The sequence below is a fragment of the Pseudomonas oligotrophica genome (genome assembly GCF_021726475.1).
In the GTDB taxonomy this organism is placed as follows: domain Bacteria; phylum Pseudomonadota; class Gammaproteobacteria; order Pseudomonadales; family Pseudomonadaceae; genus Stutzerimonas; species Stutzerimonas oligotrophica.
On the sequence record NZ_JAKJRU010000004.1, the window covers coordinates 206,067 to 229,752 of the forward strand.

17 protein-coding genes and 1 pseudogene are annotated in these 23,686 nt (G+C 69.0%); 4 read left to right on the top strand and 14 right to left on the bottom strand.

Features of this window, described 5'->3' with window-relative positions; all coding sequences use genetic code 11:
- Positions 1-47: 47 nt before the first annotated feature.
- Positions 48-1,286 carry a substrate-binding protein gene (locus tag L3N39_RS10335; RefSeq protein ID WP_237257244.1) on the bottom strand — a complete coding sequence of 413 codons (1,239 nt, stop codon included), beginning with the start codon at positions 1,284-1,286 and terminating at the stop codon, positions 48-50.
- A 281-nt stretch (positions 1,287-1,567) separates the two neighbouring features.
- On the opposite strand from L3N39_RS10335, the gene L3N39_RS10340 reads away from it, so the two are divergent.
- A complete protein-coding gene (locus L3N39_RS10340; protein ID WP_237257245.1) occupies positions 1,568-3,349 on the top strand; it encodes a PQQ-dependent methanol/ethanol family dehydrogenase in 1,782 nt (593 codons plus the stop codon).
- A 59-nt stretch (positions 3,350-3,408) separates the two neighbouring features.
- Here the strand turns inward: L3N39_RS10340 and L3N39_RS10345 are convergent, their stop codons facing one another.
- From L3N39_RS10345 to L3N39_RS10370, 6 genes are all read right to left on the bottom strand, one after another.
- Positions 3,409-4,407, bottom strand: a complete 999-nt coding sequence (locus L3N39_RS10345) for a lysylphosphatidylglycerol synthase domain-containing protein (RefSeq protein ID WP_237257246.1) — start codon at positions 4,405-4,407, stop codon at positions 3,409-3,411.
- A complete protein-coding gene (clsB, locus tag L3N39_RS10350; RefSeq protein WP_237257247.1) occupies positions 4,404-5,657 on the bottom strand; it encodes a cardiolipin synthase ClsB in 1,254 nt (417 codons plus the stop codon). The genes L3N39_RS10345 and clsB overlap by 4 nt, the downstream gene beginning before the upstream one ends.
- Positions 5,654-6,454 carry an endonuclease/exonuclease/phosphatase family protein gene (locus tag L3N39_RS10355; RefSeq protein WP_237257248.1) on the bottom strand — a complete coding sequence of 267 codons (801 nt, stop codon included), beginning with the start codon at positions 6,452-6,454 and terminating at the stop codon, positions 5,654-5,656. The genes clsB and L3N39_RS10355 overlap by 4 nt, the downstream gene beginning before the upstream one ends.
- Positions 6,451-7,371 (bottom strand): DUF72 domain-containing protein, encoded by a 921-nt coding sequence (locus L3N39_RS10360; RefSeq protein ID WP_237257249.1) that lies wholly within the window; start codon positions 7,369-7,371, stop codon positions 6,451-6,453. The genes L3N39_RS10355 and L3N39_RS10360 overlap by 4 nt, the downstream gene beginning before the upstream one ends.
- 15 nt (positions 7,372-7,386) lie before the next feature.
- The gene (locus L3N39_RS10365) at positions 7,387-8,634 is read right to left on the bottom strand and encodes a zinc-dependent alcohol dehydrogenase (RefSeq protein WP_237257250.1); all 1,248 of its coding nucleotides are present in this window, start codon (positions 8,632-8,634) and stop codon (positions 7,387-7,389) included.
- A 260-nt stretch (positions 8,635-8,894) separates the two neighbouring features.
- Positions 8,895-9,818, bottom strand: a complete 924-nt coding sequence (locus tag L3N39_RS10370; RefSeq protein WP_237257251.1) for a LysR family transcriptional regulator — start codon at positions 9,816-9,818, stop codon at positions 8,895-8,897.
- 107 nt (positions 9,819-9,925) lie between these two features.
- Between L3N39_RS10370 and L3N39_RS10375 the strand changes: the two genes are divergently transcribed.
- Positions 9,926-10,747, top strand: coding sequence for a DODA-type extradiol aromatic ring-opening family dioxygenase (locus L3N39_RS10375; RefSeq protein ID WP_237257252.1), 822 nt, complete (start codon positions 9,926-9,928; stop codon positions 10,745-10,747).
- A 25-nt stretch (positions 10,748-10,772) separates the two neighbouring features.
- On the top strand, positions 10,773-11,060 hold the full coding sequence (locus tag L3N39_RS10380; protein WP_237257253.1) for a DUF2218 domain-containing protein: 288 nt from the start codon (positions 10,773-10,775) through the stop codon (positions 11,058-11,060).
- A gap of 3 nt (positions 11,061-11,063) precedes the next feature.
- Here the strand turns inward: L3N39_RS10380 and L3N39_RS10385 are convergent, their stop codons facing one another.
- From L3N39_RS10385 to glgA, 7 genes and pseudogenes are all read right to left on the bottom strand, one after another.
- Positions 11,064-11,924 (bottom strand): M23 family metallopeptidase, encoded by an 861-nt coding sequence (locus L3N39_RS10385; RefSeq protein ID WP_237257254.1) that lies wholly within the window; start codon positions 11,922-11,924, stop codon positions 11,064-11,066.
- Positions 11,925-12,085: 161 nt separating this feature from the next.
- On the bottom strand, positions 12,086-14,239 hold the full coding sequence (gene glgX, locus L3N39_RS10390; RefSeq protein ID WP_237257255.1) for a glycogen debranching protein GlgX: 2,154 nt from the start codon (positions 14,237-14,239) through the stop codon (positions 12,086-12,088).
- 66 nt (positions 14,240-14,305) lie between these two features.
- Positions 14,306-14,653, bottom strand: a complete 348-nt coding sequence (locus tag L3N39_RS10395; protein ID WP_237257256.1) for a DUF2934 domain-containing protein — start codon at positions 14,651-14,653, stop codon at positions 14,306-14,308.
- Positions 14,650-17,474: pseudogene (locus tag L3N39_RS10400) on the bottom strand (malto-oligosyltrehalose synthase). Before L3N39_RS10400 ends, L3N39_RS10395 begins: the two are co-directional and overlap by 4 nt.
- Positions 17,475-19,547, bottom strand: a complete 2,073-nt coding sequence (gene malQ / locus L3N39_RS10405) for a 4-alpha-glucanotransferase (protein WP_237257258.1) — start codon at positions 19,545-19,547, stop codon at positions 17,475-17,477.
- Positions 19,544-21,313 carry a malto-oligosyltrehalose trehalohydrolase gene (gene treZ, locus L3N39_RS10410; RefSeq protein ID WP_237257259.1) on the bottom strand — a complete coding sequence of 590 codons (1,770 nt, stop codon included), beginning with the start codon at positions 21,311-21,313 and terminating at the stop codon, positions 19,544-19,546. Before treZ ends, malQ begins: the two co-directional genes overlap by 4 nt.
- An 8-nt stretch (positions 21,314-21,321) precedes the next feature.
- On the bottom strand, positions 21,322-22,884 hold the full coding sequence (gene glgA / locus L3N39_RS10415) for a glycogen synthase GlgA (RefSeq protein WP_237257260.1): 1,563 nt from the start codon (positions 22,882-22,884) through the stop codon (positions 21,322-21,324).
- A 295-nt stretch (positions 22,885-23,179) separates the two neighbouring features.
- On the opposite strand from glgA, the gene L3N39_RS10420 reads away from it, so the two are divergent.
- The gene (locus L3N39_RS10420; RefSeq protein WP_237257261.1) at positions 23,180-23,680 is read left to right on the top strand and encodes a CinA family protein; all 501 of its coding nucleotides are present in this window, start codon (positions 23,180-23,182) and stop codon (positions 23,678-23,680) included.
- Positions 23,681-23,686: the final 6 nt, after the last annotated feature.

Sequence of the window (23,686 nt, forward strand, 5' to 3'; positions counted from 1 at the left end):
GGCCTGGCAGGCAAGGCCCCGGTCGAATGACCGGGGCCTTCTCGTTTCTACTGCAGGCTCAGCTCGTCGCCACGTTCCTGCTGCCAGGCTTCGAGGTCCGGCGCAGCCTCGTCGCCAGCCATGCGGTGGATGATGGTGAAGTAATCCTGCTTGAAGCGGTCCTGCATGATCTCGTTGCGCGGCTTTACCCGCACCGCGTAGATGGCCTGCACGTTCTGGTGGTCGAAATCGCGCCAGTACTGCTCGCCCTTGAGCAGCTGGTAGCGGTGGTTCTCCAGCGCGGCGATCACCGCCTCGCTGTCCAGCGAGCCGGCACGCTGCACTGCCGCCGCCCATTGGCGCACGATGCCGTAGGCCGAGGCCGCGGTGCTGCCGGGGTAGGCCTGGTGCTCGCGGATGAAGCGCTCGACGAAGGCCTGGCCTTCGCTGCTGGCCTCCATTTTCGGCACCTGCCAGGTCCAGGCCTCGGTGCCGATGACGTTTTCCATCACCAGCGGCCCGGCCTGCTCGACGATGCTCTGGGTCAGGTTCGGCACGATGATCTGCATGCGCTTGCCCAGCTCCAGGCCATGGGCCAGGCGCATGGTCTGCACCAGGTCCTGGCCGAGCAGGACGATCACCAGCACGTCGGCCTTGCTGGCCGCGGCCTTCTGCAGCGCGGCGAGGTAGTCGCCGCGACGGGCGCCGCGCGCGGCGATCTTCGAATAGCCGTGGCGGGCGCGGTCGCGGCTGCGGGTCGCCTCGCGCAGCGCCTGCTCCATGCTCGCGCCCCAGGCATCGTCGAGGCTGATGTAGTGGTAGCGGCGGTTGGGCATGTGCCAGCTGAGGTACTCGCCGAGCACCCGCGCGCTCATCCAGGCGCTGTTGGATTCGCGGAACAGGTAGCGATGGCCGTCGTGGCCGGTGACGCCGTTGGCGTAGGCCAGGGTCGGGAAGTACAGCAGGCCGAGTTCGCGGGCACGCTGGCCGGCAGCCAGGGCCTCCTCGCTGTTGGCGCCGCCGAAGACCATCCGCACGCCACTGACGGCGAAGCGCTCGACATTGCTGCGGGCCTTCTCCGCCCTGGCCGCGGAGTTCAGGCTGGCCAGCTCCAGCGGCCGGCCGAGCACGCCGCCCTGGCCGTTGAGCTGCTCTACGGCCAGCAGCGCACCGCGGCGCAGCTCCAGGCCCTCGGACTTGTAGTTGCCGGTGCTCGGGTAGTTCAGCCCGAGGCGAATCGGCTCGGCGGCGGGCAGGGCGGGCGCGGTCAGCAGCAGGAGCAGGGCGATCAGGGCACGACGGGGCATGGCTCGTTTCCTTGTGAGCGGTCGGGCCGTCCGTTGTAAGAGCGCAGGCGGCCCGGCGAAATAGTCCTATCAGGCCGAAAGGCTGCGACTTCGGTGCTGGCCCGGTGTCATCGCACCTCGCGCAGGCCCCGCCGGACGGGGCTGGCGAGCGGGTATTGCTACCAAGGAAGGAGACAAATCGACACTGCGGGCAATTGTTGGTACGGCGAGGCGAACCAAGAATTTCCTACAGACCGGGAGAACTTCCCGGCGACAACAATGAACCCGCAGAGGTAGCCGCAATGAAGCACACCGGTCTTCGCAAGCCCCTTGCCCTGACTGCACTGTCTGCCGCAATGGCACTGTCCAGCTTGTCGGCATGGGCAGTTACCGATCAGGACATCCTCAACGACACCAAGACCCAGGGCGACATCGTCACCAACGGCCTGGGCCTGCAGGGCCAGCGCTACAGCACCCTCGATGCACTGAACACGCAGAACGTGACCCAGCTGCGCCCGGTCTGGGCCTTCTCCCTGGGCGGCGAAAAGCAGCGCGGCCAGGAATCCCAGCCGATGATCAAGGACGGCGTGATGTACGTCACCGGTTCCTATTCGCGGGTCTACGCGATCGACGCGCGCACCGGCAAGGAACTGTGGCAGTACGACGCGCGCCTGCCCGACGGCATCATGCCGTGCTGTGACGTGATCAACCGCGGCGTCGCGCTGTACGACGACCTGGTGATCTTCGGCACCCTCGATGCCAAGCTGGTCGCCCTCAACAAGGACACCGGCAAGGTGGTCTGGAAGAAGACCGTCGCCGACTACAAGGCCGGTTATTCGATCACCGCCGCGCCGCTGATCGTCAAGGGCAAGCTGATTACCGGCGTGTCCGGTGGCGAGTTCGGCGTGGTCGGCAAGATCGAGGCCTACAACCCGAAGAACGGCGAGCTGCTGTGGACCCGTCCGACCGTGGAAGGCCACATGGGCTACGTCTGGAAGGACGGCAAGAAGGTCGAGTCCGGCATTTCTGGCGGCGAAGCCGGCAAGAGCTGGCCGGGCGACCTGTGGAAGACCGGCGGTGCGGCCACCTGGCTGGGCGGCTACTACGACCCGGATACCGACTCGCTGCTGTTCGGCACCGGCAACCCCTCGCCATGGAACTCGCACCTGCGCCCCGGCGACAACCTGTACTCTTCCTCGCGCCTGGCGCTCAACCCCGAAGACGGCTCGATCAAGTGGCACTTCCAGACCACCCCGCATGACGGCTGGGACTTCGACGGCGTCAACGAGCTGATCTCCTTCGACTACAAGGACGGCGGCAAGACCGTGAAGGCCGCCGGCACCGCCGACCGCAACGGCTTCTTCTACGTGCTGGACCGCACCAACGGCAAGTTCATCCGCGGCTTCCCCTTCGTCGACAAGATCACCTGGGCCAAGGGACTGGACAAGGACGGCCGTCCGCTCTACATCGACGAGAACCGTCCGGGCAACCCGGGCGATGCGGACAAGGGCAAGTCGGTGTTCGTCGCGCCGTCGTTCCTCGGTGGCAAGAACTGGATGCCGATGGCCTACAGCCAGGACACCGGGCTGTTCTACGTGCCGTCCAACGAGTGGGGCATGGACATCTGGAACGAAGGCGTGGCCTACAAGAAGGGCGCGGCCTACCTGGGCGCGGGCTTCACCATCCACCCGCTGAACGAGGACTACATCGGCGTGCTGCGCGCCATCGACCCGAAGACCGGCAAGGAAGTCTGGCGCTACAAGAACTACGCGCCGCTGTGGGGCGGTGTGCTGGCGACCAAGGGCAACCTGGTGTTCACCGGCAACCCGGAAGGCTTCCTGATGGCCTTCGACGCCAAGTCCGGCAAGAAGCTCTATGAGTTCAACACCGGCTCGGGCATCGTCGGTTCCCCGGTCACCTGGGAGATGGACGGCGAGCAGTACGTCTCCGTGCTCTCCGGCTGGGGTGGTGCGGTGCCGCTGTGGGGCGGTGAAGTCGCCAAGCGCATCAAGGACTTCAACCAGGGCGGCATGGTCTGGACCTTCAAGCTGCCGAAGGACGTTGCGACCGTCGCCAAGCGCTGATCGCATCGCTGTCGAAGAAGCCGGCCTCGTGCCGGCTTTCTTCGTTCAGGCCGCCCGGCTCAGGGCCGCTCGGCCTGCGGCTGGCCCTGGTTGTCGCGCCGCAGCTTGCGTGCGCGGGTTTCGAGCAGCACGTAGACGGCGGTGGCCAGCAGCAGCGGGATCAGGAAGTAGATCACCCGGTAGCCGATCAGCCCGCCGATGATCGCCGCGCGGCTCATCTCATCGCCGAGCATCGCCACGAACACCGCCTCGATGACGCCCAGCCCCGCCGGGATATGGGTGATGACCCCGGCGATGCTGCTGATCATCAGGATGCCCAGCACCTCGGGGTAGGCGATCTTCTGCGCCAGCATGAAGTACACCACCAGCGCCATCAGGCCCCAGTTCACCGCGCCCAGGACCATCTGCAGCAGCGCCAGGCGCAGCGACGGCAGGCGGATCTCGTGGCCGCGCAGGGTCCATTCGCGGCGCCGCGAGTAGCCGCACAGGCCGAGGTAGACCAGGCAGGCGAGCAGCAGGCCGACGCCAAGCACGCGCAGCGCGCCCATGCCGATCTCCCAGCCGGCCGGCGGGCTGATGCCGCCCAGGGCGAAGATCAGCCCGGCCAGCCACATGTAGCCCAGCCAGTTGGTCAGCAGGCTCAGGGTGAACACCCGGGTGATCTGCGCCGGCCGCAGCCCCAGGCGCGAATAGAGGCGGTAGCGCAGGGCGATGCCGCCGACCCAGGCGCTGAGGTTGAGGTTGAAGGCGTAGCAGACGAAGGTCACCGGCATCACCTGGCGCACCGGGATGTCGTGGCCGGTATAGCGCTTGCCGAGCACGTCGAAGAAGCAATACACGGTGTAGCTGCCGGCGGCCGCGACGCCGGCCAGCAGCAGCGTCAGGCCGCTGTAGCTGCGCAGCGTCTGCCACACCTCGGCCCAGTCGAGCTGGCGCGCCAGGCTGACCAGCAGCGCGCCGACCAGCACGAAGAAGGCGTAGGTGAGGATCTTCTTCAGCAACGGCCAGTGGCGACGCCAGCCGCCCCGGGTTTCGGCTCCGCTGGAGGTGGCGCTCATCGTTGTTCTCGCTGCAAGGAAGGGGCGGCAGCAGGAGTCGGGCTGCTCGGCGCAGGGTCAGGGGCCGGCTGCAGCGTCTGCAACCGCGGCTTGTGCGCCGGGAACATGCCGACCAGCTCGGGGAAATGGCGCAGGAAGTGGAAGATCACGAACGCCAGCGGCGCCCGCCACCAGTAACCACGCACGATGCGTTCCAGCGGAATGCGCCGGCAGTCCTCCTGCAGCAGGCGGTCCAGGCGTTCGTGCAGCTGCCGGTTGAAGGTGTGGTCGCGGATGATCAGGTTCGCCTCGAGGTTCAGCGACAGGCTCAGCGGATCGAGGTTGCTCGAGCCGACCGTGGACCACTCGTAGTCGGCCAGCGCGACCTTGCCGTGCAGCGGCCGGCGGCAGTACTCATGAACCTCGACCCCATCGCGCATCAGGTAGTTGTAGAGCATGCGCGCGCCGAACTTGGCGATCGGCATGTCCGGCTCGCCCTGCAGGATCAGCCGCACCCGCACGCCGCGCCGCGCGGCGTTGCGAATCTCCCGCAGCACCCGGTAGCCGGGAAAGAAGTAAGCGTTTGCAATCAACAACCTGGAGCGCGCATCTCGAATCGCCTGCAGGTAGTGCTCCTCAATGTCGTCCTTGTGCTCGTCGTTGTCGCGCGTGACCAGCAGCGCACGCGCCTCGCCACGACTGGCGCCGACGTAGCCGTTGGCCTGCTCGCGGCCGCGGCGCTGCCACCAGCGCCGCGGCCGCACCGGGGCGATGGTGCGCAGGGCGAAGCGGTGCAGGTCGTGCACCACCGGGCCCTCGACGCGCATCGCATAGTCCTGCTTGGCTTCCGGGCCGAAGTCGCCCAGGTGGTCGGCGGAGAAGTTGATGCCGCCAATGAAGGCCACCTCGCCGTCGACCACCACGATCTTGCGATGCAGCCGGCGGAACACGTTGAGGCGCTTGCCGAGCAGGCGCTTGCCGGGGTCGAACATGTGGATGCGCACGCCGACGCGGGTCATCTCTGCGACGAAGGCCGGCGTCAGGTCCGCCGAGCCGTAGCCGTCGACGGTCACGTCGACGCTGGCCCCGCGCTCGGCAGCGGCGATCAGCGCCCGCTGCAGCTCGCTGCCGACCTTGTCCTCGAAGAGGATGAAGGTTTCCAGCAGCACTTCCTTCTTGGCATTGGCAATGCAATCGAAGACGGCCGGGAAGAACTCCTCGCCGTTTTCCAGCAACTGAAGACGATTTCCATCTCTCCAGTGGAATTTCATAGGTGTATCTCCACCGCCAGGGGCAGATGATCGGACAAGTGCGTCCAGGGTTTGTTACCGAGGATGCGCGGTTGGTGGCAGGTGGCGTTGCGCACGTAGATGCGGTCCAGGCGCAGCATCGGCCAGCGCGCCGGGAAGGTCTTGGCCACCTGGCCGTGGTGCAGGGCGAAGGCCTCGTGCAGGCCGGCGCAGCGCTCCAGCGGCTCGGTCGCGCGCAGGCGCCAGTCGTTGAAGTCGCCGGCGACGATCACCGGTGCGTCTCGGGGTAGCGAATCGAGCAGGTCGCAGAGCAGTTGCAACTGTTGCTGGCGGTGCGATTCGCGCAGCCCCAGGTGCACGCATACCGCATGCAGCTCGTGCCCCGGCACCTGCAGCACGCTGTGCAGCAGGCCGCGTCGCTCGGGGCCGGCGATCGACACGTCGAGGTTCTCGTAGCGCAGGATGGGGAATTTCGAGAGCAGGGCGTTGCCGTGGTCGCCGTCCGGGTAGACCGCGTTGCGCCCGTAGGCGAAATCGGTCCAGATGCTGTCGGCGAGGAACTCGTACTGCGGCGTCTGCGGCCAGTTGTGAAAGCGCAGCGCGTGCTTTTCATGGGTGCCGAGCACTTCCTGCAGGAACACCACATCCGCCGACACCGCACGCACCGCCTCGCGCAGCTCCGGCAGGATGAAGCGGCGGTTGAAGGTGGTGAAGCCCTTGTGGGTGTTGACGGTCAGCACGCGGATGGCGTCCACCGCGCTGGCCATGTGGGCGTCCAGGTCTTTGCTCTCGATGGGGTGATCTTTGGGCAAGGTCACTCAAGGGCTCCTTCTTGCAGCTGGCCGGGTGTGGTCTGCAGGCCCGCGTCCAGGCCGAGCAGGTGCAGCAGGCGACGCGCGTCGTAGGGCGCGCGCACCTTCACGTCGTTGTCGAAGTAGCAGTAGAGGTCGCGTTGTTTGCGCCGCCGCGGCGGCGTGTCGCTGATCAGGTGGGCGTCTTCGGGTTGCGAACCTGCGGTCCAGGCGCGGATGCGCCGGCTCCAGGCGTCCAGCGCGCTGTCCGAGTAGCCGCTGGTATAGAGCTGCTCGGCGCCGTGCAGGCGCAGGTAGAGGAAGTCGCTGGTCAGGTCCTCGCGGTAGGGCCACTTGCCGGCGGTGTCGGCCACCACCAGCGCCACGTCATGGCGCCGCAGCAGCGCGACGAAGGCCGGGTCGACGAAGCTCTCGTGGCGAATCTCCACCGCGTGGCGCAGGCGCCGCTTGCGGTCGATCTCCAGCAGGCTGCGGCCCTGCATGCGCGGTTCGCAGCCGCGCGCCAGCTCGAGCGCCGCCTCGGTGTCGTGTGGTAGCTGGGCGAGAAAATCTTCGAACAATCCGGGATCGAAGCGAAACGACGGAGGGAACTGCCAGAGCAGCGGGCCGAGCTTTTCGCGAAGCGCGAAGAGGCCGGAGGCGAAGAAGTTCGCCAACGGCCCCTCGACCTCGCGCAGGCGCTTCACGTGGGTGATGAAGCGCGGCGCCTTGACGCTGAAGACGAAGCCCTCGGGCGTGTCGGCATGCCACTCGGCGTAGCGCTCCGGGCGCTGCAGTGCATAGAACGAGCCGTTGATCTCGATGCTGTTGACCGCTCGCGAGGCGAAGCGCAGCTCGTTCTTCTGGATCAGTCCCTCGGGGTAGAAGTCCCCGCGCCAGGGCGCGTAGCGCCAGCCGGATATGCCGATACAGATCTCTGCCATGGCGCGCCCTCTGCGTTAGCGCGGGTTCTGCATGGTGGTCGGGTCGCTGGCCGGGAAGGTGTCGGCCACGGCCTGGTCCATCACCCGCTCCTCGCTGCCTTGGCTGTCGCGGCGCTGGGGCTGCAGCTCGACCTTGATCCAGCCGTTGTCGCGGCGGTCGAAGGCCTCGTAGGCGGCGATCACGTCGTTCATCGGCTTGACCTGGGTGAGCACCTTGGCCGGGTCGATGCGCCGGGCGAGGACCATCTCGATCAACCGCGGGATGTACTTGCGGTGGTGGCAGTTGCCCATGTTGATGGTCAGGTTGCGGTTCATCGCTAGGCCGATGGGAAAGGTCATCGCATCCGGCGGGTAGACCCCGATGATCGACAGGGTGCCGGCCTTGGCCAGCCCCTGGACGGCCCATTCCAGCGCCTGGGACGGTGCATCGCCCGGTTGCCACTGGCCATTGCGCGGCTGCCTGGGCTGGCTGCCGCAGCAGCCGTGCTCGGCGTCCACGCCGACCGCGTCGATGGCGCGGTCCACGCCGACGCCGCCGGTCAGCCGCTTGAGGGTTTCGACCGGGTCCTCGCGCTTGAAGTCGATGATCTCGGCGCCCTGGCTCTGCGCGGCGCGCAGGCGGTCGTCATGCTGGTCGATGGCGAACACGCGGCCGGCGCCGAGCAGCCGCGCGCTGGCGATGGCGAACTGGCCGACCGGGCCGCAGCCGAACACCGCGACGGTGTCGCCGCTGCCGATCTCGGCCATCTCGGCGCCGAAATAGCCGGTGGGGAAGATGTCCGAGAGCAGGATCGCCTGGTCGTCGCTGATGTCCGCCGGCAGCTTGACCAGGCCGATGTTGGCGAAGGGGATGCGCGCCTTCTCGGCCTGCAGGCCATGGAACGGCCCGGTGGCCGACGGCCCGCCGTAGAAGGCGGTGCCCGCGCCCATGCCGTTGGGGTTGGCAACGTCGCACTGGGCGAAGTAGCCGGCGCGGCAGTAGGCGCAGTTGCCGCAGGCGATGGTCGAGGGGATCACCACGCGGTCGCCGATCTTCAGGTTGCGCACGTCCTCGCCGAGCGCCTCGACAATGCCCACGCCCTCGTGGCCGAGGATGGTGCCTGGCTGCATGCCGCTGACGGTGCCGCGCACGAAGTGCAGGTCGGTGCCGCAGATGGCCGAAGCGGTGATGCGCACGATGGCGTCGGTCGGAGCCTCGATGCGTGGTTCGGGTACGTCTTGCAGGCGGATGTCGCCGATGCCGTGGTAGACAACTGCTTTCATGGCTTCTCCGAGGTGGCGGCGGCCCCGTCCAGGCGTCGCCGGCCGGCAGTGATCGAAGCGCGGGAGCCGCTGTTGCCGCGCCCAGGGGCGCCGCCGCCACCTTCGGGTGGCCAGGCACGAACTCCTCTCGGGCGGCCTGCGCGCGAGATTCCCTTCCCGGGCGGCAACGGCCGGCCCACTCATTCTTCCGACTTGTGCCGGCGGTGGCGGTTCATCTTTTCTGGCGCGGGGAGGGCGGCGGGCGCCGCCGTGCGAAGGCCTCAGCCGTGCCCGGCGATGGCCCAGGGCGCGGGGCCGGCGAAGACCTCGACCAGGTAGTCGATCATCACCCGCACCTTGGCCGGCGGGCGCCGGTCCGGCGGATAGACGGCATGGATACCACCCAGTTCGAGGGTCGGCTGGTCCAGTTCGAGGACCACCAGTTCGCCGCGGCGCAGCGCCTCGGCGACGATGAACTGCGGCTGGTAGATCACGCCCTGGCCGCCGACTGCCGCCGCCACCAGCGCCGCGCCGTTGTTGGCGACCAGATTGCCGTGCACGGACGCGCGCACCTCGCCGTCGCGGCCGAAGGCCCAGCGGCGGTAGCCGGTCTGTGCCGACAGGGTGTAGCCCAGGCAGTTGTGCTGCACCAGGTCGGCGACCTTGCGCGGCACACCGTGGCGATCCAGGTAGGCCGGCGCGGCGCAGACCAGCAGCGGGCAGTCGGCCAGTCGGCGCGCCTGCAGCGGGCTGTCGCCGAGCCGGCCGATGCGCACGGCCATGTCCCAACCGCCGTCGATCAGGTCCACCTGGCTGTCGGTCAGGCCCAGCTCCACGTTGACCGCCGGGTGGCGCTCGCTGAAGCCCGGCATCAGCGGGGCGACATGCTGGGCGCCAAAGGTCAGCGGCACGTTCAAGCGCAGCAGGCCGCTGGCCTCGACGCGCCGCGAGGCGATGCGCGCCTCGGTTTCCTCGATCTCCGGCAGGATGCGCTGGCAGGCGTCGAGGTAGTCGCTGCCGGCCTCGGTCAGGCTCAGGCGCCGGGTGCTGCGGTGGAACAGCTTCACCCCCAGGCGTGCCTCCAGCGCGTCGACATGCTTGGTCGCCATCGCCGGCGACATGCCGAGCTGCCGCGCAGCCGCCGACAGGCTGCCGGCGCTGGCGGCGCGGATGAACACTCGCATGCCGGTGATGCGGTCGAGCATCGTGCATTTCCTTCTCTGGGTAGGAACTGTTGGCCGTGATTGGCGGGTTCTGCTCATGAAAGATGAAGCCGATACTGGCGTCCGTCAAACCCAACGAGGCCCAGGCCATGACCCAAACAGCATCTTCCAACGCGCTTATGCCGACCCTGTTCGTCCCGCATGGCGCGGGGCCGTGCTTCTTCATGGACTGGAACCCGGCCGATGCCTGGCAGGCGATGGCCGGCTTCCTCAAGGGTGTGGCCGCGACGCTGCCGCAGCCGCCGAAGGCGATCGTGCTGGTTTCCGGCCACTGGCTGAGCCCGGCGTTCAGCGTGACCGGCGCGCGCCAGCCGGGGCTGATCTTCGACTACTACGGCTTCCCGCCGCACACCTACGAGCTGACCTACCCGGCCCCGGGCGACCCGGCGCTGGCGGCCGAGGTGGCCCGCCTGCTCGGGCAAGCCGGCCTGCCGAGCGGGATCGACGAGCAGCGCGGCTTCGACCATGGCGTGTTCATCCCGCTCAAGCTGATGTTCCCCGAGGCGCGCATTCCGGTACTGCAGCTCGCCCTGCAGCAGGGGTTGGACCCCGCGGCACACCTGGCTGCCGGGCGGGCGCTGGCGCCGCTGCGCGAGCAGGGCGTGCTGATCGTTGGCAGCGGCATGAGCTTCCACAACATGCGGGGTTACGGCGACCCGCGCTTCGGGCCGATCTCCGACGAGTTCGACGCCTGGCTGACCGCCGCGGTCGAGGCGCCGCCGGTCGAGCGCGACGCGCTGCTGCAGGCCTGGGCGCAGGCGCCGGCCGCGCGACTGTGCCATCCGCCACGTGCCGAGGAACACCTGATCCCGCTGATGGTCGCAGCCGGGGCCGCCGGCGAGAGCGCCGGGCAACGCGTGTTCAGCGACCGCGTCATGGAAACCACCCTGTCGGCCTATCGCTTCGGCTGACGATCGTTCACAGGAGAACCGAAACATGCCTGCATCCGCCACGCAGATCGCCAGCGAGAACCCCGGCCGCCTGGTCAGGCGGCTGTGCAAGCACTGGGGGCACAAGTTCCCGGTCGAGACCGGCGAGCACCACGGCCGCATCGAGCTGCCCATCGGCGTCTGCACGCTGCATGACGATGCGCCGAGCCTGCGCGTGGCGCTGCAGGCGTCCAGTGCCGCCGACCTGGCGCGGCTGGAACAGGTGGTCGCCGACCACCTGCAACGCATGGCCAGCGACGAGAGCCTGGTGATCGCCTGGCAGCGCCAGGCCTGAGCCTCAGTCGCGGTTGAGGGCGAGCGATTCCACCGGTTGGGCGAAGCGGAAGGGGATCGACACCAGGCCCTCGCCGATTTCCTTCTGCACCACGAAGTGCAGGTGCGGCCCGGTGCTGCGCCCGGTATTGCCGGACTTGCCGAGCAACTCGCCCTTGCCGACGCGCATGCCCGGGCGCACCGCGACCGAGCCGCGCTGCAGGTGCAGGTAGGCGCCGTGGGTACCGTCGTCATGCACGATGCGCACATGGTTGCCGGCCGGGTCGGGGAAGCGCCCGCCCTGGCCGTCGCGCACCTTGAGCACGGTGCCGGCGCGCGCAGCGATGATCGGTGTGCCCACCGGCATGGCGATGTCCACCGCGTAGCGCCCCTTGGGGGTGTTGTGGCTGTAGTCGCCGCCGGCACCCTGGGAAATGCGGAACGGGCCGCCGCGCCAGGGCAGCGCATAGGCATAGCCGCCGGCGGCCTTGCCGGTCAACCGCCGCGCCGGGTCCGGCGAGAAGATCAGCCCGTAGCTGAAGCTGTGGCGATACATCAGCGGGTAGCCGGCCTGGCGCTTGTTCAGCGTGGCGATGCGCAGCTGGCTGCGTGGCGGCACCGTCTTGCGGATCACGCCGTCGCGCAGGCCGGCGACGTTCACCAGCCGGCTCAGGCGCAGGGTCGCCTCGACCGGGACGTCCAGCTCGTTGCGCACGTCCATCGCCTTGCCGCCGCCGGCACGGTTGACCAGCAGCCGCACGGTGGCCGGGCGCTTCTCGGAGACTTCGATGGGTTTGGCCACGGCGCCGGTCGCCGCGCCTGCGGGCACGGCCGCGCCGCCCAGGGCCAGGGCGATGGCAATGAAAAGGTGTCGGGTGTTTTGCATGGCCTGTGATCCGTCACGGACAAGACAGCCTGCCTGCGGCCCGGCAGGACGAATCCGCTGCTCGTTGTTCGGTTGCCGCGCCGGTTCGGACTACGCAAACGTGACAGGGTTCACTGTTTGCCTGCGCCGGGCGTCCGTTGCCCAGGCGCAGGGCGGGCCATTCAGGCTTCGTCGGCCTTGTACAGCTCCAGCAGCAACAGCGAGCGCCCGGTGACGGCGTACTCGTCGCCGAAGTCGAAGCGCTCCGGGCGCGCGGTCGGGTTGTTGGTGTCCACCAGGCGGTTCCAGTAGATGCCCTGCGGCACCTCCGGCAGGCTGAAGTTCACCAGGTCGTGGTGCGCGTTGACGATGATCAGCAGCGTCACGTCGGAGCCGGCGCGACGAATACCGGTCGGTTGCGCGCGGCCGTCGAGCAGCATGCCCAGGCAGCGGTTGTGCGGGTCTTCCCACTGCTCGATGCTCATTTCCTCGGCGTTGGGCGCCAGCCAGGTGACGTCCTTGACGCCCAGTTCCTCGTTGTAGGCGCCGACCAGGAAGCGGCTGCGGCGCAGCATGGGGAAGCGCTGGCGCAGGCGGATCAGCTTGCGCACGAAGGCCAGCAGGCCCTGGCTGTCCTCGCTGATGTCCCAGTTGACCCAGCCGATCTCGCTGTCCTGGCAATAGGCGTTGTTGTTGCCGTGCTGGGTGCGGCCGAACTCGTCGCCGGCGACCATCATCGGCGTGCCCTGGGAGAACAGCAGGGTGGCGAAGAAGTTGCGCATCTGCCGGTAGCGCAGGGTGTTGATCTCCGGGTCGTCGGTCGGGCCTTCGACGCCGTGGTTCCAGGAGAGGTTGTTGTCGCTGCCGTCGCGGTTGTCCTCGTCGTTGTCCTGGTTGTGCTTGTGGTTGTAGGACACCAGGTCCTTGAGGGTGAAGCCGTCGTGGGCGGTGACGAAGTTGACCGAGCTGAACGGCCGGCGGCCACGCTGGTTGTAGAGGTTGCCCGAGCCGGTCAGGCGCGCGGAGAAGTCGGCCAGCTTGCCGTCGTCGCCTTTCCAGAAGGCGCGCACGGTGTCGCGGAACTGGTCGTTCCATTCCGCCCAACCGGGCGGGAAGCCGCCCACCTGGTAGCCACCGGGGCCGCAGTCCCAGGGTTCGGCGATCAGCTTGGTCTTGGCCAGCACCGGGTCCTGGCGGCAGGCGACGAGGAAGCTGTGGCGCTCGTCGAAGCCGTCATGCTCGCGGCCGAGGATGGTCGCCAGGTCGAAGCGGAAGCCGTCGACGTGCATCTCGGTGGCCCAGTAGCGCAGCGAATCGGTGACCATCTGCAGCACGCAGGGGTGGCTCATGTCCAGCGTGTTGCCGGTGCCCGAGTCGTTGATGTAGTAGCGCTTGTCGTCGGGCATCAGCCGGTAGTAGGTGGCGTTGTCGATGCCGCGCATGGACAGCGTCGGGCCCAGCTCGTTGCCTTCGGCGGTGTGGTTGTAGACCACGTCGAGGATCACCTCGAGGTCGGCGTTGTGCAGGTGCGCGACCATCTCCTTGAACTCGGAGATCTTGCCGCTGGCCAGGTACTTGGGGTGCGGGGCGAAGAAGGCGATGCTGTTGTAGCCCCAGTAGTTGCTCATGCCCTTTTCCAGCAGGTGCTGGTCCTGGACGAAACCGTGGATCGGCAGGAACTCGATGGACGAGACGCCGAGCTTGCGGATGTAGTCGATCACATCCGGCGTCTTGAAGCCGGCGAAGGTGCCGCGCAGTTCGTCCGGCACCGCCGGGTGGCGCATGGTGTAGCCGCGTACATGGGTCTCGTAGATGATCGTCTTGTCCCAGGGCACCTGCACCGGGTGGTCGCGGCCCCAGGTGAAGGCCGGGTCGATGATCTTCGACTTCGGCACGTAGGGCGCGCTGTCGCGCTCGTCGAAGCTGAGGTCGGCATCCTTGTGGCCGATGGTGTAGCCGAACAGCGCCTCGGACCAGCGCAGTTCGCCCACCAGCTGCTTGGCATAGGGGTCGATCAGCAGCTTGTTGGCGTTGAAGCGGTGGCCGGCGTCCGGCTCGTAGGGGCCATGGACGCGGTAGCCGTAGATCTGCCCGGGGTGCGCGTCGGGCAGGTAGCCGTGCCAGATCTCGTCGGTGTACTCGGGCAGCTCGATGCGCTCGATCTCGGTCTCGCCCTTGTCGTCGAACAGGCACAGCTCGACCTTGGTGGCGTGCGCCGAGAAGATCGCGAAGTTGACGCCGAGGCCGTCCCAGGTGGCGCCCAGCGGGAACGGCAACCCCTCGCGGATTCGCGAGGGGGTCAGGACCTGCGGGGCAAACGGTTTCTTCTTGCTCATGAACACTCCATGGTCAGACTCGAATGGGCCTGGCTCCGGGACGGCAGCGGTACGGCGTGGCGGGGGTCAGGCTTGCGGCTTGGCGCGACTGGCCCGCGGCTTCTTGACCTTTTCCGGTGCACCGGCGGCGGCCTCGGTGCCCGCCTTGGGTGCGGCCTGGCTGGCCTTGGCGCCGGCGCGGGTGGCGCGCGGCTTGGCCGCGGAGGGCGTGGCGGCCGCCGTCTCGATCGCCTTGGCGGCCGGCTTGCGCGCGCGGTTGGCCGCCGGTTTCACGCTGGCCGCCAGCGGGGTTTTCTCCGCTTCGACCAGCTTGCGGGCCATGTCCCAGTGGCGTTCGTCCTGGCCGTGCGGGCAGCCTTCGGATTGCCAGATCTGGTAGGCGAATTCGCGGATGCGTTGATCTTCTGAAGTCATTGTTTGGATTCTCCTGGTTGATTCAAAGTGCGTGCAGTACAGCGATCGGCAGGCCGTCCAGCAGCTGTCCGACCTCAAGGCTGGCTCGTTCCGATCTGACTGCCGCCGGGCGGAAAAGTCGCTGCAGTTCACGACCGTCCAGCGCCTCGGGCAGCAGGATGCGGGTGTCTTCCCAGCGTTCGGCGGCGATGCACGGCCGGCGTTGCTCGCCGATCAGCCCGGCCGCCAGGCGCGGCACCACCACCAGCAGCCATCGCCCCTGGTGCTCGCGGGCGAAGGCGAGGATGCGCCCGGCCTGCGCGCCCTCGACCTCCAGCGGCAGGTAGCGGCCTTCGCTGAACAACTGCGGGCAGCGTTGGCGCAGGCCCAGCGTGCGGCCGATCAGCCATTGCTTGATGCGACCATCGTGCCAGGCGTCCAGCAGCTGGTCGGCGGGCAGGTCGAGGTCGAAGCCGCTACGGCGCGCGGCAAAGTCCACCGGCTGCCGATTGTCCGGGTCGACCAGGCTGAAGTCCCAGTAGTCGGCGCCCTGGTAGAGGTCGGGCACGCCCGGCGTGGTCATGCGCAGCAGGCATTGCGCGAGGCTGTTCAGCGCACCGGCGGGCGCCAGCTCCATGGCCGCGGCGGCGATCTCCACGCGTAGCGGCAGGCTGTCGTCGGCACGCAGCAGCCAGTCGGCGTAGTCGCGGCAGGCCGACTCGTAGGCCGCGTTCGGGGCCGCCCAGGTACTGCGCAGCTTGGCCTCGCGCACGGCCTTTTCCTGCCAGCGCAGGATGCGTGCGCAGTAGGCGTCCAGGCCGGCGCGGTCGTCGGCGGCCAGCGCCAGCGGCCAGGAGCCGAGCAGGGTCTGGTAGAGCATCATCTCGTCGGCCGGCGAGGGCGCCGGGCCGTCGTCCAGCTCGCGCACCCGTGCGGCGGCGCGCTCGCGCCAGCCGCGCAGCTGCTCGGCGAACCAGTGCGCGCGCTCGCTGATCACCGCCAGGCGCGCACGGGTGTCTTCGCCGCGCTTGTGGTCGTGGGTGGCGGTGGTCAGCAGGTTGCGCGGGAAGTGTTCGGCGCGGCGCAGGCACTCGTCGTGGAAGGCCTGCACCGGCGCGCTGAAGCGTTGCGGGTCGAAGCCGACGTCGTTGCGCGACAGCAGCACGCCGGAGCGGTAGCAGGCGGTGTCTTCCACGGCCTTGGCCGCGGCCGGCGAGGTGAGCTGCTGGAAGCGCGCGCAGGCGTAGCGCCGCAGCCTGCGCATGGGCCCCGGCGGGACGCTGCGCAGGTGCTCGCCGCCGAGCCAGAGGGCCAGGTGCTCGAGCAACGGCCAGTCGGCTTCGTTGAGCGTGGTGCGCGCGCCGGCCAGGGCCTGCTGGAAGAACGGCTCGTCGGCCGGCCGGCGCCCGGGCGCGGCGATGTAGGTGCGGTAGACGGGGAAGTGCACGATCAGTTCGAGCAGTGCGCGGCGGATCGCGCCGAGGGTGATGTCGCGGGTCATCACGTCGCCGCGGGCGATGGCCAGCAGGGTCTGCGCGACGGTCTCGAAGTCGCCGGCCAGGGGCCCGGTGACCACCAGCTGGCGGGCCTGGCGCACTTCCTCCATGAAGTCGGCCGGGCGGCCGCTGAGTTCGCTCCACAGCGCGCAGAGCGGTTCGAGCCCGGCCGGGTCGTGCTGCAGCAGCGACACCTGGTTCATGAACTCGTAGCCGGTGGTGCCGTCCACGCCCCAGTCGTCGTGCAGGCTTTCGCCGGCAGCGAGGATCTTCTCCACGTAGATCGGCAGGTGGTGGCCCGCCTGGGCCGTGCCGTCGATCGCGGGGCGCAGCGCGGCGAGGCGGTCGACGCGCCGGCGCAGGCGCCGGCAGTAGCCGCGCGGGTTGGCCAGGCCGTCGATGTGGTCGATGCGCAGGCCGTCGACCAGGCCATCGCCGATCAGCTGGAAGATCTTCTCGTGGGTCTGTTCGAACACCACCGGCCGCTCGACGCGCAGGCCGCCCAGCTCGTTGATGTCGAAGAAGCGCCGCCAGTTGATGTCGTCCGCCGCGGTGCGCCAGCTGGCCAGGCGGTAATGCTGGCGCTCGAGCAGCGCGTGCAGGCGCTTGAAGCCTTCGGTGCTGGTGCCGTCGTAGTGCTGCAGCGCGGCCTCCAGCTGGCGGCGGGCGTCGCCGTCCTCGAGCAGCTGCGCCAGCTCGCTGCGCAGCTGGCGGGCCGCCTGGTAGGGCGCCGGTTCGGTGCGCAGGGCATCGAAATGCTGGGCGAGGGCGCGCAGCGCCGGGTGCTCGGTCAGCCGCAGCACTTCGCCGTAGGACGGTGGCGTGATCGGGAAACGATGCTCGTAATGCTTGGCGTAGAGCGCGCCGGCTTCCACGTCCAGCTGCAGGGTGACGCTGCCCTGCTGCAGCGCCTCGCCGTAGTCGCTGCCGAGGAAGGGCACCAGCAACTGGCCTTCGAGCAGCGGGTCGGGGGAATTCCACTCGATGTCGAAGAACTGCGCGTAGGGGCTGCGTCGGCCCCATTCGAGCACGTCCAGCCACCAGGGGTTGCCGTCGCCACCCACCGCCATGTGGTTGGAGACGATGTCCAGGATCAGCCCCATGCCTTTCTCGCGCAGCTTCGCCACCAGCCGCTGCAGCGCCTGTTCGCCCCCCAGTTCGGGGTTGATGCGGGTAGGGTCGATCACGTCGTAGCCGTGCATCGAGCCCGGGCGGGCGGTCAGCAGCGGCGAGGCGTAGAGGTGCGAGATACCCAGCGCGGCGAAGTAGTCGACCAGCTCGGCGGCGTGGTCGAGGGTGAAGTCGCGGTGGAACTGCAGCCGCAGGGTGGCGCTCAGGGGTTTCATCTAGGCATGGCTCCCACGGGACTGCTGGCGGGCTTGGCGCAGGCAGTCGAGGCGATGGTTGCACGGCTCGCCGTCGAGCAGGCTGGCACTGTCGCCGGGGTAGCGCCGGCGCCAGTTGGGGTGCTTGTCGACGATGCCCGGCATGTTGGTCTGCTCGGCGAGGCCAAGGGCGTCCTCGACCGGCAGCAGCACCAGCGGCGCCGGTGTGTGGCCGAGGAAGCAGGCGGCGGCATCGACCGCCTCGTCGACGCTGAGCAGGTCCTCGCCCGGCTTGCCGGCATCCTCGCGCAGGGTCCGGTTGAGCCCGGCGCGTTCGCGGTCGCGCTCTTGCAGCAGATCGTCGCGCGATGCCTCGCCGACCTGGCCGACGCGGATGCGCCAGTCGATGTCATGGCCCTGCCACCAGCCGTGCAGGGTCGGGATGTCGTGGGTGGTGCTGGTCGCCAGCGCACGGTCCGACCAGTGCGCGGCGGGGAAGAAGTACGACTGCCCGTCGCGCTCGAACAGCAGCACGCGCATGCCGAGGATGTTGCGCTCGGCCAGCTTGTCGCGCAGCCCGTGCGGCACCGTGCCGAGGTCTTCGCCGAGGATCACCGCGCGGTGCCGCCAGGCCTCGAGGCTGAGCAGGCGCAGCAGGTCGTCGAACGGGTAGTTGAGGTAGGCGCCGTGCTGCGGGTCGGCGCCGGCCGGCATCACCCACAGGCGCATCAGCCCCATCACATGGTCGATGCGCATGCCGCCGGCGTGGGCCAGGTTGGCGCGCAGCATCTCGATGAACGCCCGGTAGCCGTGGCGCCTGAGGCCGGTGGGCGAAAAGGCCGCCAGCCCCCAGTTCTGCCCGGCGCGGTTGAGGATATCCGGCGGCGCGCCGATGCTCAGCGAGTCGAGCACTTCGCCCTGGCGGCTCCAGGCCTGGCTGCCGCTGCCGTCGGCGCCGACCGCCAGGTCGCTGACCAGGCCGATGCGCATGCCGGCGCTGGTGGCGGCCACCTGGGCGCGTTCCAGGCCCCGGGCCATCAGCCACTGGGCGAACACGTGGAAGCGCACCTGCCCGGCCTGCTCTTCGGCGAAACGCTGTACCGCGGCGCTGCGTGGGTCGCGGTAGGCCTCGGGCCAGTTGCGCCAGTGCTGCGGGTAGCCCTCGGCGTCGGTCAGCGCGGCATGCAGCGCCTCGAAGCGACAGTGGTCCTCCAGCGCCTCGCCACCGGCGGCGCGGAAGCTGTCGAAGTCGGCCTGCAGGGCGTTGCCGCCCTGGCTGAAATCCTCGTACAGCGCGCGCAGCAGGCACTGGCGGGCACGGGCCACGCCGGGCCAGTCGACCAGCTCCAGTTCCTCCAGACGCAGCAGCTCAGCCTCCAGGCCGCAGCGCTCGATGGCCTGGCGCAGCGCGCGCTCGCCGAGGATGGCCTCCGGCGCGCTGTGCAGCACGTTGAAGAACAGCCGGCTGGACGGCGAGTAGGGGCTGTAGTGGTTCAGGTGTTCGCTGAACATCGCATGCACCGGGCTGATGCCCAGCGCATCGGCGCCGTGGGCCGCGGCGTTGCGTGCCATGGCCTCCAGCGCCAGGGTGTCGCCGAGGCCGCCGTCGCCGGGGCGGCGCAGGCTGTAGAGCTGCACGGTCAGGCCCCAGCAGGGGCCACCGGCCAGTTCCAGCACACTGGGGCAGGCGGCGGGGGCGACGGCCAGGGTCAGGCTGCGCGCATCGACTTGCAACTGGTGGTAGCCCGGCTCGCCGATACCCGGCAGGCGACCGTGCTCGTCGAGCCGGCCTTCGCGCCGCTCACCGCTCTCCAGCGCCAGGCGATAGTCAGTGCCCGGGGCGAACCAGTTGCCCAGCTCGAACGGCCGGTGCTGGTCGCCGGTCAGCAGGGGCGGCAATTCCTGGTGGCCGGCGCCGTCGAGGCGCTCGAGGCTGGCCTGGATCTCGCCGTCATCGCCTGCCGGCAGGCCGAGGCCGGCGAGCACGGCGCGCAGCACCTCGTCGGAAACCCGCTGCGGGCGCGCGTCGGCGTCGAGCCAGTCGATCGACAGGCCGGCGGCCGTGGCCAGCCGGTGGAGTGGGGTCTCGCTCATAGCGCGTGCTCCAGGTGAACCAGGGTGGTGCGTGGGGGCAGGCGGTCGGGCGCCTCGGCCGTGGCACTGGCGAACAGCAGCCTGGCCGATTCGGCAACCGGCTCCAGCGCCACCGGCGTGCGACCGAGGTTCAGTGCGATGCGCAGGCGGCTGCCGTCGCCCAGTTGCCAACGCGCCAGCACCGCGCCTTCGCCGAGCACCTGGGCGCCAGCGAAGCGCGAACCCGGCAGGCGCGGCACGATGTCGGCATGGCGGATGCGCAACAGCTCGCGGTACAGCGCCATCCATTCGCGATGGCCGGGTTCGCGGCGGGCGCCGAAATCCGGTCGGGAATCGGCGAAGGTCGCCTCGTCGTTGGGATCGGGGATGCGCTCGCGGGTGGCTGCGTCGGCGAATGCGGCGAATTCGGCGAACTCGCCGCGGCGGCCTTCGCGCACCGCGTCGGCCAGTTCGCCATGGTGGCTGGTGAAGAACAGGAAAGGCTGGCGCGCGCCCCATTCCTCGCCCATGAACAGCAGCGGGATCATCGGCGAGAGCAGCAGCAGGGTGGTTGCCGCACGCAGCGCCTCGGGCTCGGCCAGGCTGACCAGGCGCTCGCCGAAGGCGCGGTTGCCGACCTGGTCATGGTTCTGCAGGAACAGCACGAAGGCGGTGGGGCACAGATGGCTGCTCGGCTCGCCGCGCGATTCGCCGCGCCGGTTGTTCTGCCCCTGGTAGACGAAACCTTCCCCCAGGCAGCGCGCCAGCTTGGCGCTGGCCTCCTGGCTGTAGTCGGCGTAGTAGCCTTGCTGCTCGTCGGTCAGCAGCACGTGCAGCACGTTGTGGCCGTCGTCGTTCCACTGCGCGTCGAAGCGCGCCTCGCCGAGCAGGCTGGCGCGGTTGTCCTCGTTCTCCAGCACCAGGTGCACGTGGCGGCCGGGCGCCGTTTCGCGGCGCACCCGCTCGGCCAGCTCCAGCAGGAAGCCGCGCTCGGGGATCGCGTGCACCGCATCTAGGCGCAGGCCGTCGAAGCGGTACTCGTTGAGCCACATCAGCGCGTTGTCGATGAAGAAATCGCGCACCTCGCGGCGGCGGAAGTCGATGGCGTCGCCCCAGGGGGTCTGCTGGTCGTGGCGGAAGAAGTGCCGGGCGTAGCGGCCGAGGTAGTTGCCGTCCGGGCCGAAGTGGTTGTAGACCACGTCGAGGAACACCATCAGGCCCAGGCCATGGGCGGTGTCGATCAGGTGCTTGAGGTCCTGCGGGGTGCCGTAGGACGCCTCGGGTGCGTAGGGCAGCACGCCGTCGTAGCCCCAGTTGCGCTCGCCGGGGAACTCGGCCAGCGGCATCAGCTCGATCGCCGTGACGCCCAGCTCGGCGAGCTCGGCCAGGTGGCGCTCGACGCCGGCATAGCCGCCGAGCGCGCCGACGTGCAGTTCGTAGAGCACCGTCTCGTGCCAGGGCCGGCCCTGCCAGTCGCGGTGCTGCCACAGGTAGTCGCCGGGCGCGACCACGATGCTCGGGTCGTGGACGTCACCAGCCTGGGCGCGCGAGGCGGGGTCGGGGACGGCCAGCTCGCCGTCGATCAGGAAGCGGTAGAGGGTGCCGCTGCCGTAGGGCGCTTCCACCCCGTACCAGCCGTCTTGCGCGGCCTGCATCGCCAGCGTCTCGCCGCCGACGATGTCGAGCTGGACGCTTTTGGCGTCCGGTGCCCAGAGTCTGAACAGGGTCCTGTTGGGGTCGATCGGGTGCGGTCCATGTCGCCAGATATGAGCACGCTGATTGGGCATTGATGACCTCAGGCCGGGGAAAGATGAACCTCGCGTCGCTCGGCCAGCAACTGCCGGTAGAGCTGGTCATAGGGTTCGATCGCGTGGCGCCAGAAAAATCCCGCGTTCATCGCGCGGCAGCGCATGGCACCGAGCAGTTCCGGGCTGCGGTGGATGGCCAGCGCCCGCTGCACCGCCTGGCGGTAGCTGTCCACGCTGGGCTCGTCGAACAGGAAGCCGGTGACGCCGTCCTCGATGGAGTCGACCAGGCCGCCGGTGCGCCGGGCGATCGGCAGCGAGGCGTAGCGCTGGGCGTACATCTGGCTGAGGCCGCAGGGCTCGTAGCGCGAGGGCATGAGCAGGAAGTCGCTGCCGGCGAACAGGCGCCGGGCGTCGGTTTCGTCGAAGCCGATACTGGCGGCGACACGGCCGGGGTAACGCCGGGCCAGTTCGCGCACCTCGTCCTCGATGCGGTGCTCGCCCTGGCCGAGCACGGCGATCTGGCCGCCGCCTTCGACGATGGTCCGGGCGACCCCCAGGGTCAGGTCGATGCCCTTCTGCTGCACCAGCCGCGAGACCACGGCGAACAGCGGGCTGTCATCGCGGTCCAGGCCGAAGATCTGCCGCGAGTAGTCGGCATTGGCGCGCTTGCCGTCCCAGTTGTGCGCGGCGAAGCGCTGCACCAGCTGCGGGTCGCTGTGCGGCTCCCAGCTTTCGTCGATGCCGTTGAGCAGGCCGCTGAGCAGGCCCTGGCGCGCCTTCATGCGCAGGAAGCCGTCCATCCCGCAACCGAACTCGGGGGTGGTGATCTCCTGGGCGTAGGTCGGGCTGACGGTGGTCACCCGGTGGGCGTAGGCGATGCCCGCCTTGAGCAGCGACAGCTTGCCGTAGAACTCCATGCGCTCCAGGCCGCAGGCCTCGTGCGGGATGCCCAGGGTGCGGCGCAGGCTCATGTCGATGTTGCCCTGGTAGGCCAGGTTGTGAATGGTGAACACGCTGGGCGTGCGCAGCCCGCGCCAGTGCATGTAGGCCGGGGCCAGGCCCGCCGGCCAGTCGTGGGCGTGGACCAGGTCCGGTGCCCAGCGGATGCAGGCGGTGCCGGCGGCGATGTCGGCCGCGGCCAGGCCCAGGCGGGCGAAGCGCACCGGGTTGTCCGGCCAGTCGCCGCCGTCCGGGTCGCCGTAGGGCGACCCGTCGCGTTCGTAGAGTTCGGGGCTGATCAGCACGTAGATGATCAGGCCGTCGGGCATGTCCATCCGGCCGATCTTGCAGGCCGGGACGCCGGCGTGGGCGGCCAGGGTGCCGACCACCAGGATCGGATGGCCGGAATGGACCACCTGGCGATAGCCGGGGATCAGCACGCGTACGTCGTGCCGGGCACCGAGCGCGCGGGGCAGGGCAGCGGATACGTCCGCCAGGCCGCCGGTCTTGATCAGGTCGGTCAGCTCGGAGGTCACGAACAGGATTTTCTTCTTGTCTTCCTGGGAGCTGCCGAGGCGCAGCACAGGGCGGGATACGGCGGGTTGCAGTGGTTGGATCTGGATCTGGATCTGGCTCTGGCGAACTGGCCCGGCGTTCACAGCGATACTCATCACGATCTCCCCAAGCGCGTCGGAACGGCGTCCCGATCGAGCATATTTTTCCCATGCGACGGTCTGATGACGGTCGCTAACCATGAACACGCAGGTATCGACTGGATTTTGTTATCGGGCCCGCGGCAGAAAGCCCCGGGCAGCTGGGCTTCTCCGGCCCCGCTAGAGAAACCAGACCGAGCGGCCTGGTAGAAGTTCGCGTCCACGATCGAAAAGTAAAGTCAAGGAACTCGCTCGCGACAAACCGATTCGAACTCGCAGCCGATAACGATTTGGCATATCGCCGGAGCCAACCATGCAAGACATCACCGAGATTCTCGAGTTTCTGCGGGCCAGGGAGCTGACGCTCACCACGGCCGAGTCCTGCACCTGCGGGCTGATGGCCTCGCTGCTGGGCGACATCCCGGGCTGCGGCCAGGTGCTCGACTCGGGCCTGGTGGTGTATTCGCCCAAGGCCAAGAACCGCCTGCTGGGCGTGAGTTTCGAGACCATCGAGCGCTTCGGCCTGACCAGCGAGGAAGTCGCCACGGAGATGGCCGTGGGTGCGCTCAACACCAGCGTCGCCAACCTGTCGGTGGCCAACACCGGGGTCGCCGATGATGATCAGGAGGACGCCGGCGGCACCCAGTGCTACGCCTGGGCGCTGATGCGCGGGGAGCGCCAGGTGGTGGTCAGCCAGACCATGCGCTTCGATGGCGACCGCGTAGAGATCCGCAAGCAGGCCGCGCGCTACGGGCTGATGCAGATTCCGGCGCGCCTCGCCGAGCTGGAGCGCAAGCTCGCCTTCCACGACTGACGGCGG

Excerpts from the sequence above, each read along its gene's own strand:
- L3N39_RS10385 (WP_237257254.1), bottom strand. The coding sequence starts at position 11,924 with ATGCAAAACACCCGACACCTTTTCATTGCCATCGCCCTGGCCCTGGGC.
- L3N39_RS10345 (WP_237257246.1), bottom strand. The coding sequence starts at position 4,407 with ATGAGCGCCACCTCCAGCGGAGCCGAAACCCGGGGCGGCTGGCGTCGC.
- L3N39_RS10395 (WP_237257256.1), bottom strand. The coding sequence starts at position 14,653 with ATGACTTCAGAAGATCAACGCATCCGCGAATTCGCCTACCAGATCTGG.
- L3N39_RS10420 (WP_237257261.1), top strand. The coding sequence starts at position 23,180 with ATGCAAGACATCACCGAGATTCTCGAGTTTCTGCGGGCCAGGGAGCTG.
- L3N39_RS10380 (WP_237257253.1), top strand. The coding sequence starts at position 10,773 with ATGCCTGCATCCGCCACGCAGATCGCCAGCGAGAACCCCGGCCGCCTG.
- clsB (WP_237257247.1), bottom strand. The coding sequence starts at position 5,657 with ATGAAATTCCACTGGAGAGATGGAAATCGTCTTCAGTTGCTGGAAAAC.
- L3N39_RS10370 (WP_237257251.1), bottom strand. The coding sequence starts at position 9,818 with ATGCTCGACCGCATCACCGGCATGCGAGTGTTCATCCGCGCCGCCAGC.
- glgA (WP_237257260.1), bottom strand. The coding sequence starts at position 22,884 with ATGAGTATCGCTGTGAACGCCGGGCCAGTTCGCCAGAGCCAGATCCAG.
- treZ (WP_237257259.1), bottom strand. The coding sequence starts at position 21,313 with ATGCCCAATCAGCGTGCTCATATCTGGCGACATGGACCGCACCCGATC.
- L3N39_RS10340 (WP_237257245.1), top strand. The coding sequence starts at position 1,568 with ATGAAGCACACCGGTCTTCGCAAGCCCCTTGCCCTGACTGCACTGTCT.
- L3N39_RS10365 (WP_237257250.1), bottom strand. The coding sequence starts at position 8,634 with ATGAAAGCAGTTGTCTACCACGGCATCGGCGACATCCGCCTGCAAGAC.
- malQ (WP_237257258.1), bottom strand. The coding sequence starts at position 19,547 with ATGAGCGAGACCCCACTCCACCGGCTGGCCACGGCCGCCGGCCTGTCG.
- L3N39_RS10335 (WP_237257244.1), bottom strand. The coding sequence starts at position 1,286 with ATGCCCCGTCGTGCCCTGATCGCCCTGCTCCTGCTGCTGACCGCGCCC.
- L3N39_RS10360 (WP_237257249.1), bottom strand. The coding sequence starts at position 7,371 with ATGGCAGAGATCTGTATCGGCATATCCGGCTGGCGCTACGCGCCCTGG.
- L3N39_RS10375 (WP_237257252.1), top strand. The coding sequence starts at position 9,926 with ATGACCCAAACAGCATCTTCCAACGCGCTTATGCCGACCCTGTTCGTC.
- glgX (WP_237257255.1), bottom strand. The coding sequence starts at position 14,239 with ATGAGCAAGAAGAAACCGTTTGCCCCGCAGGTCCTGACCCCCTCGCGA.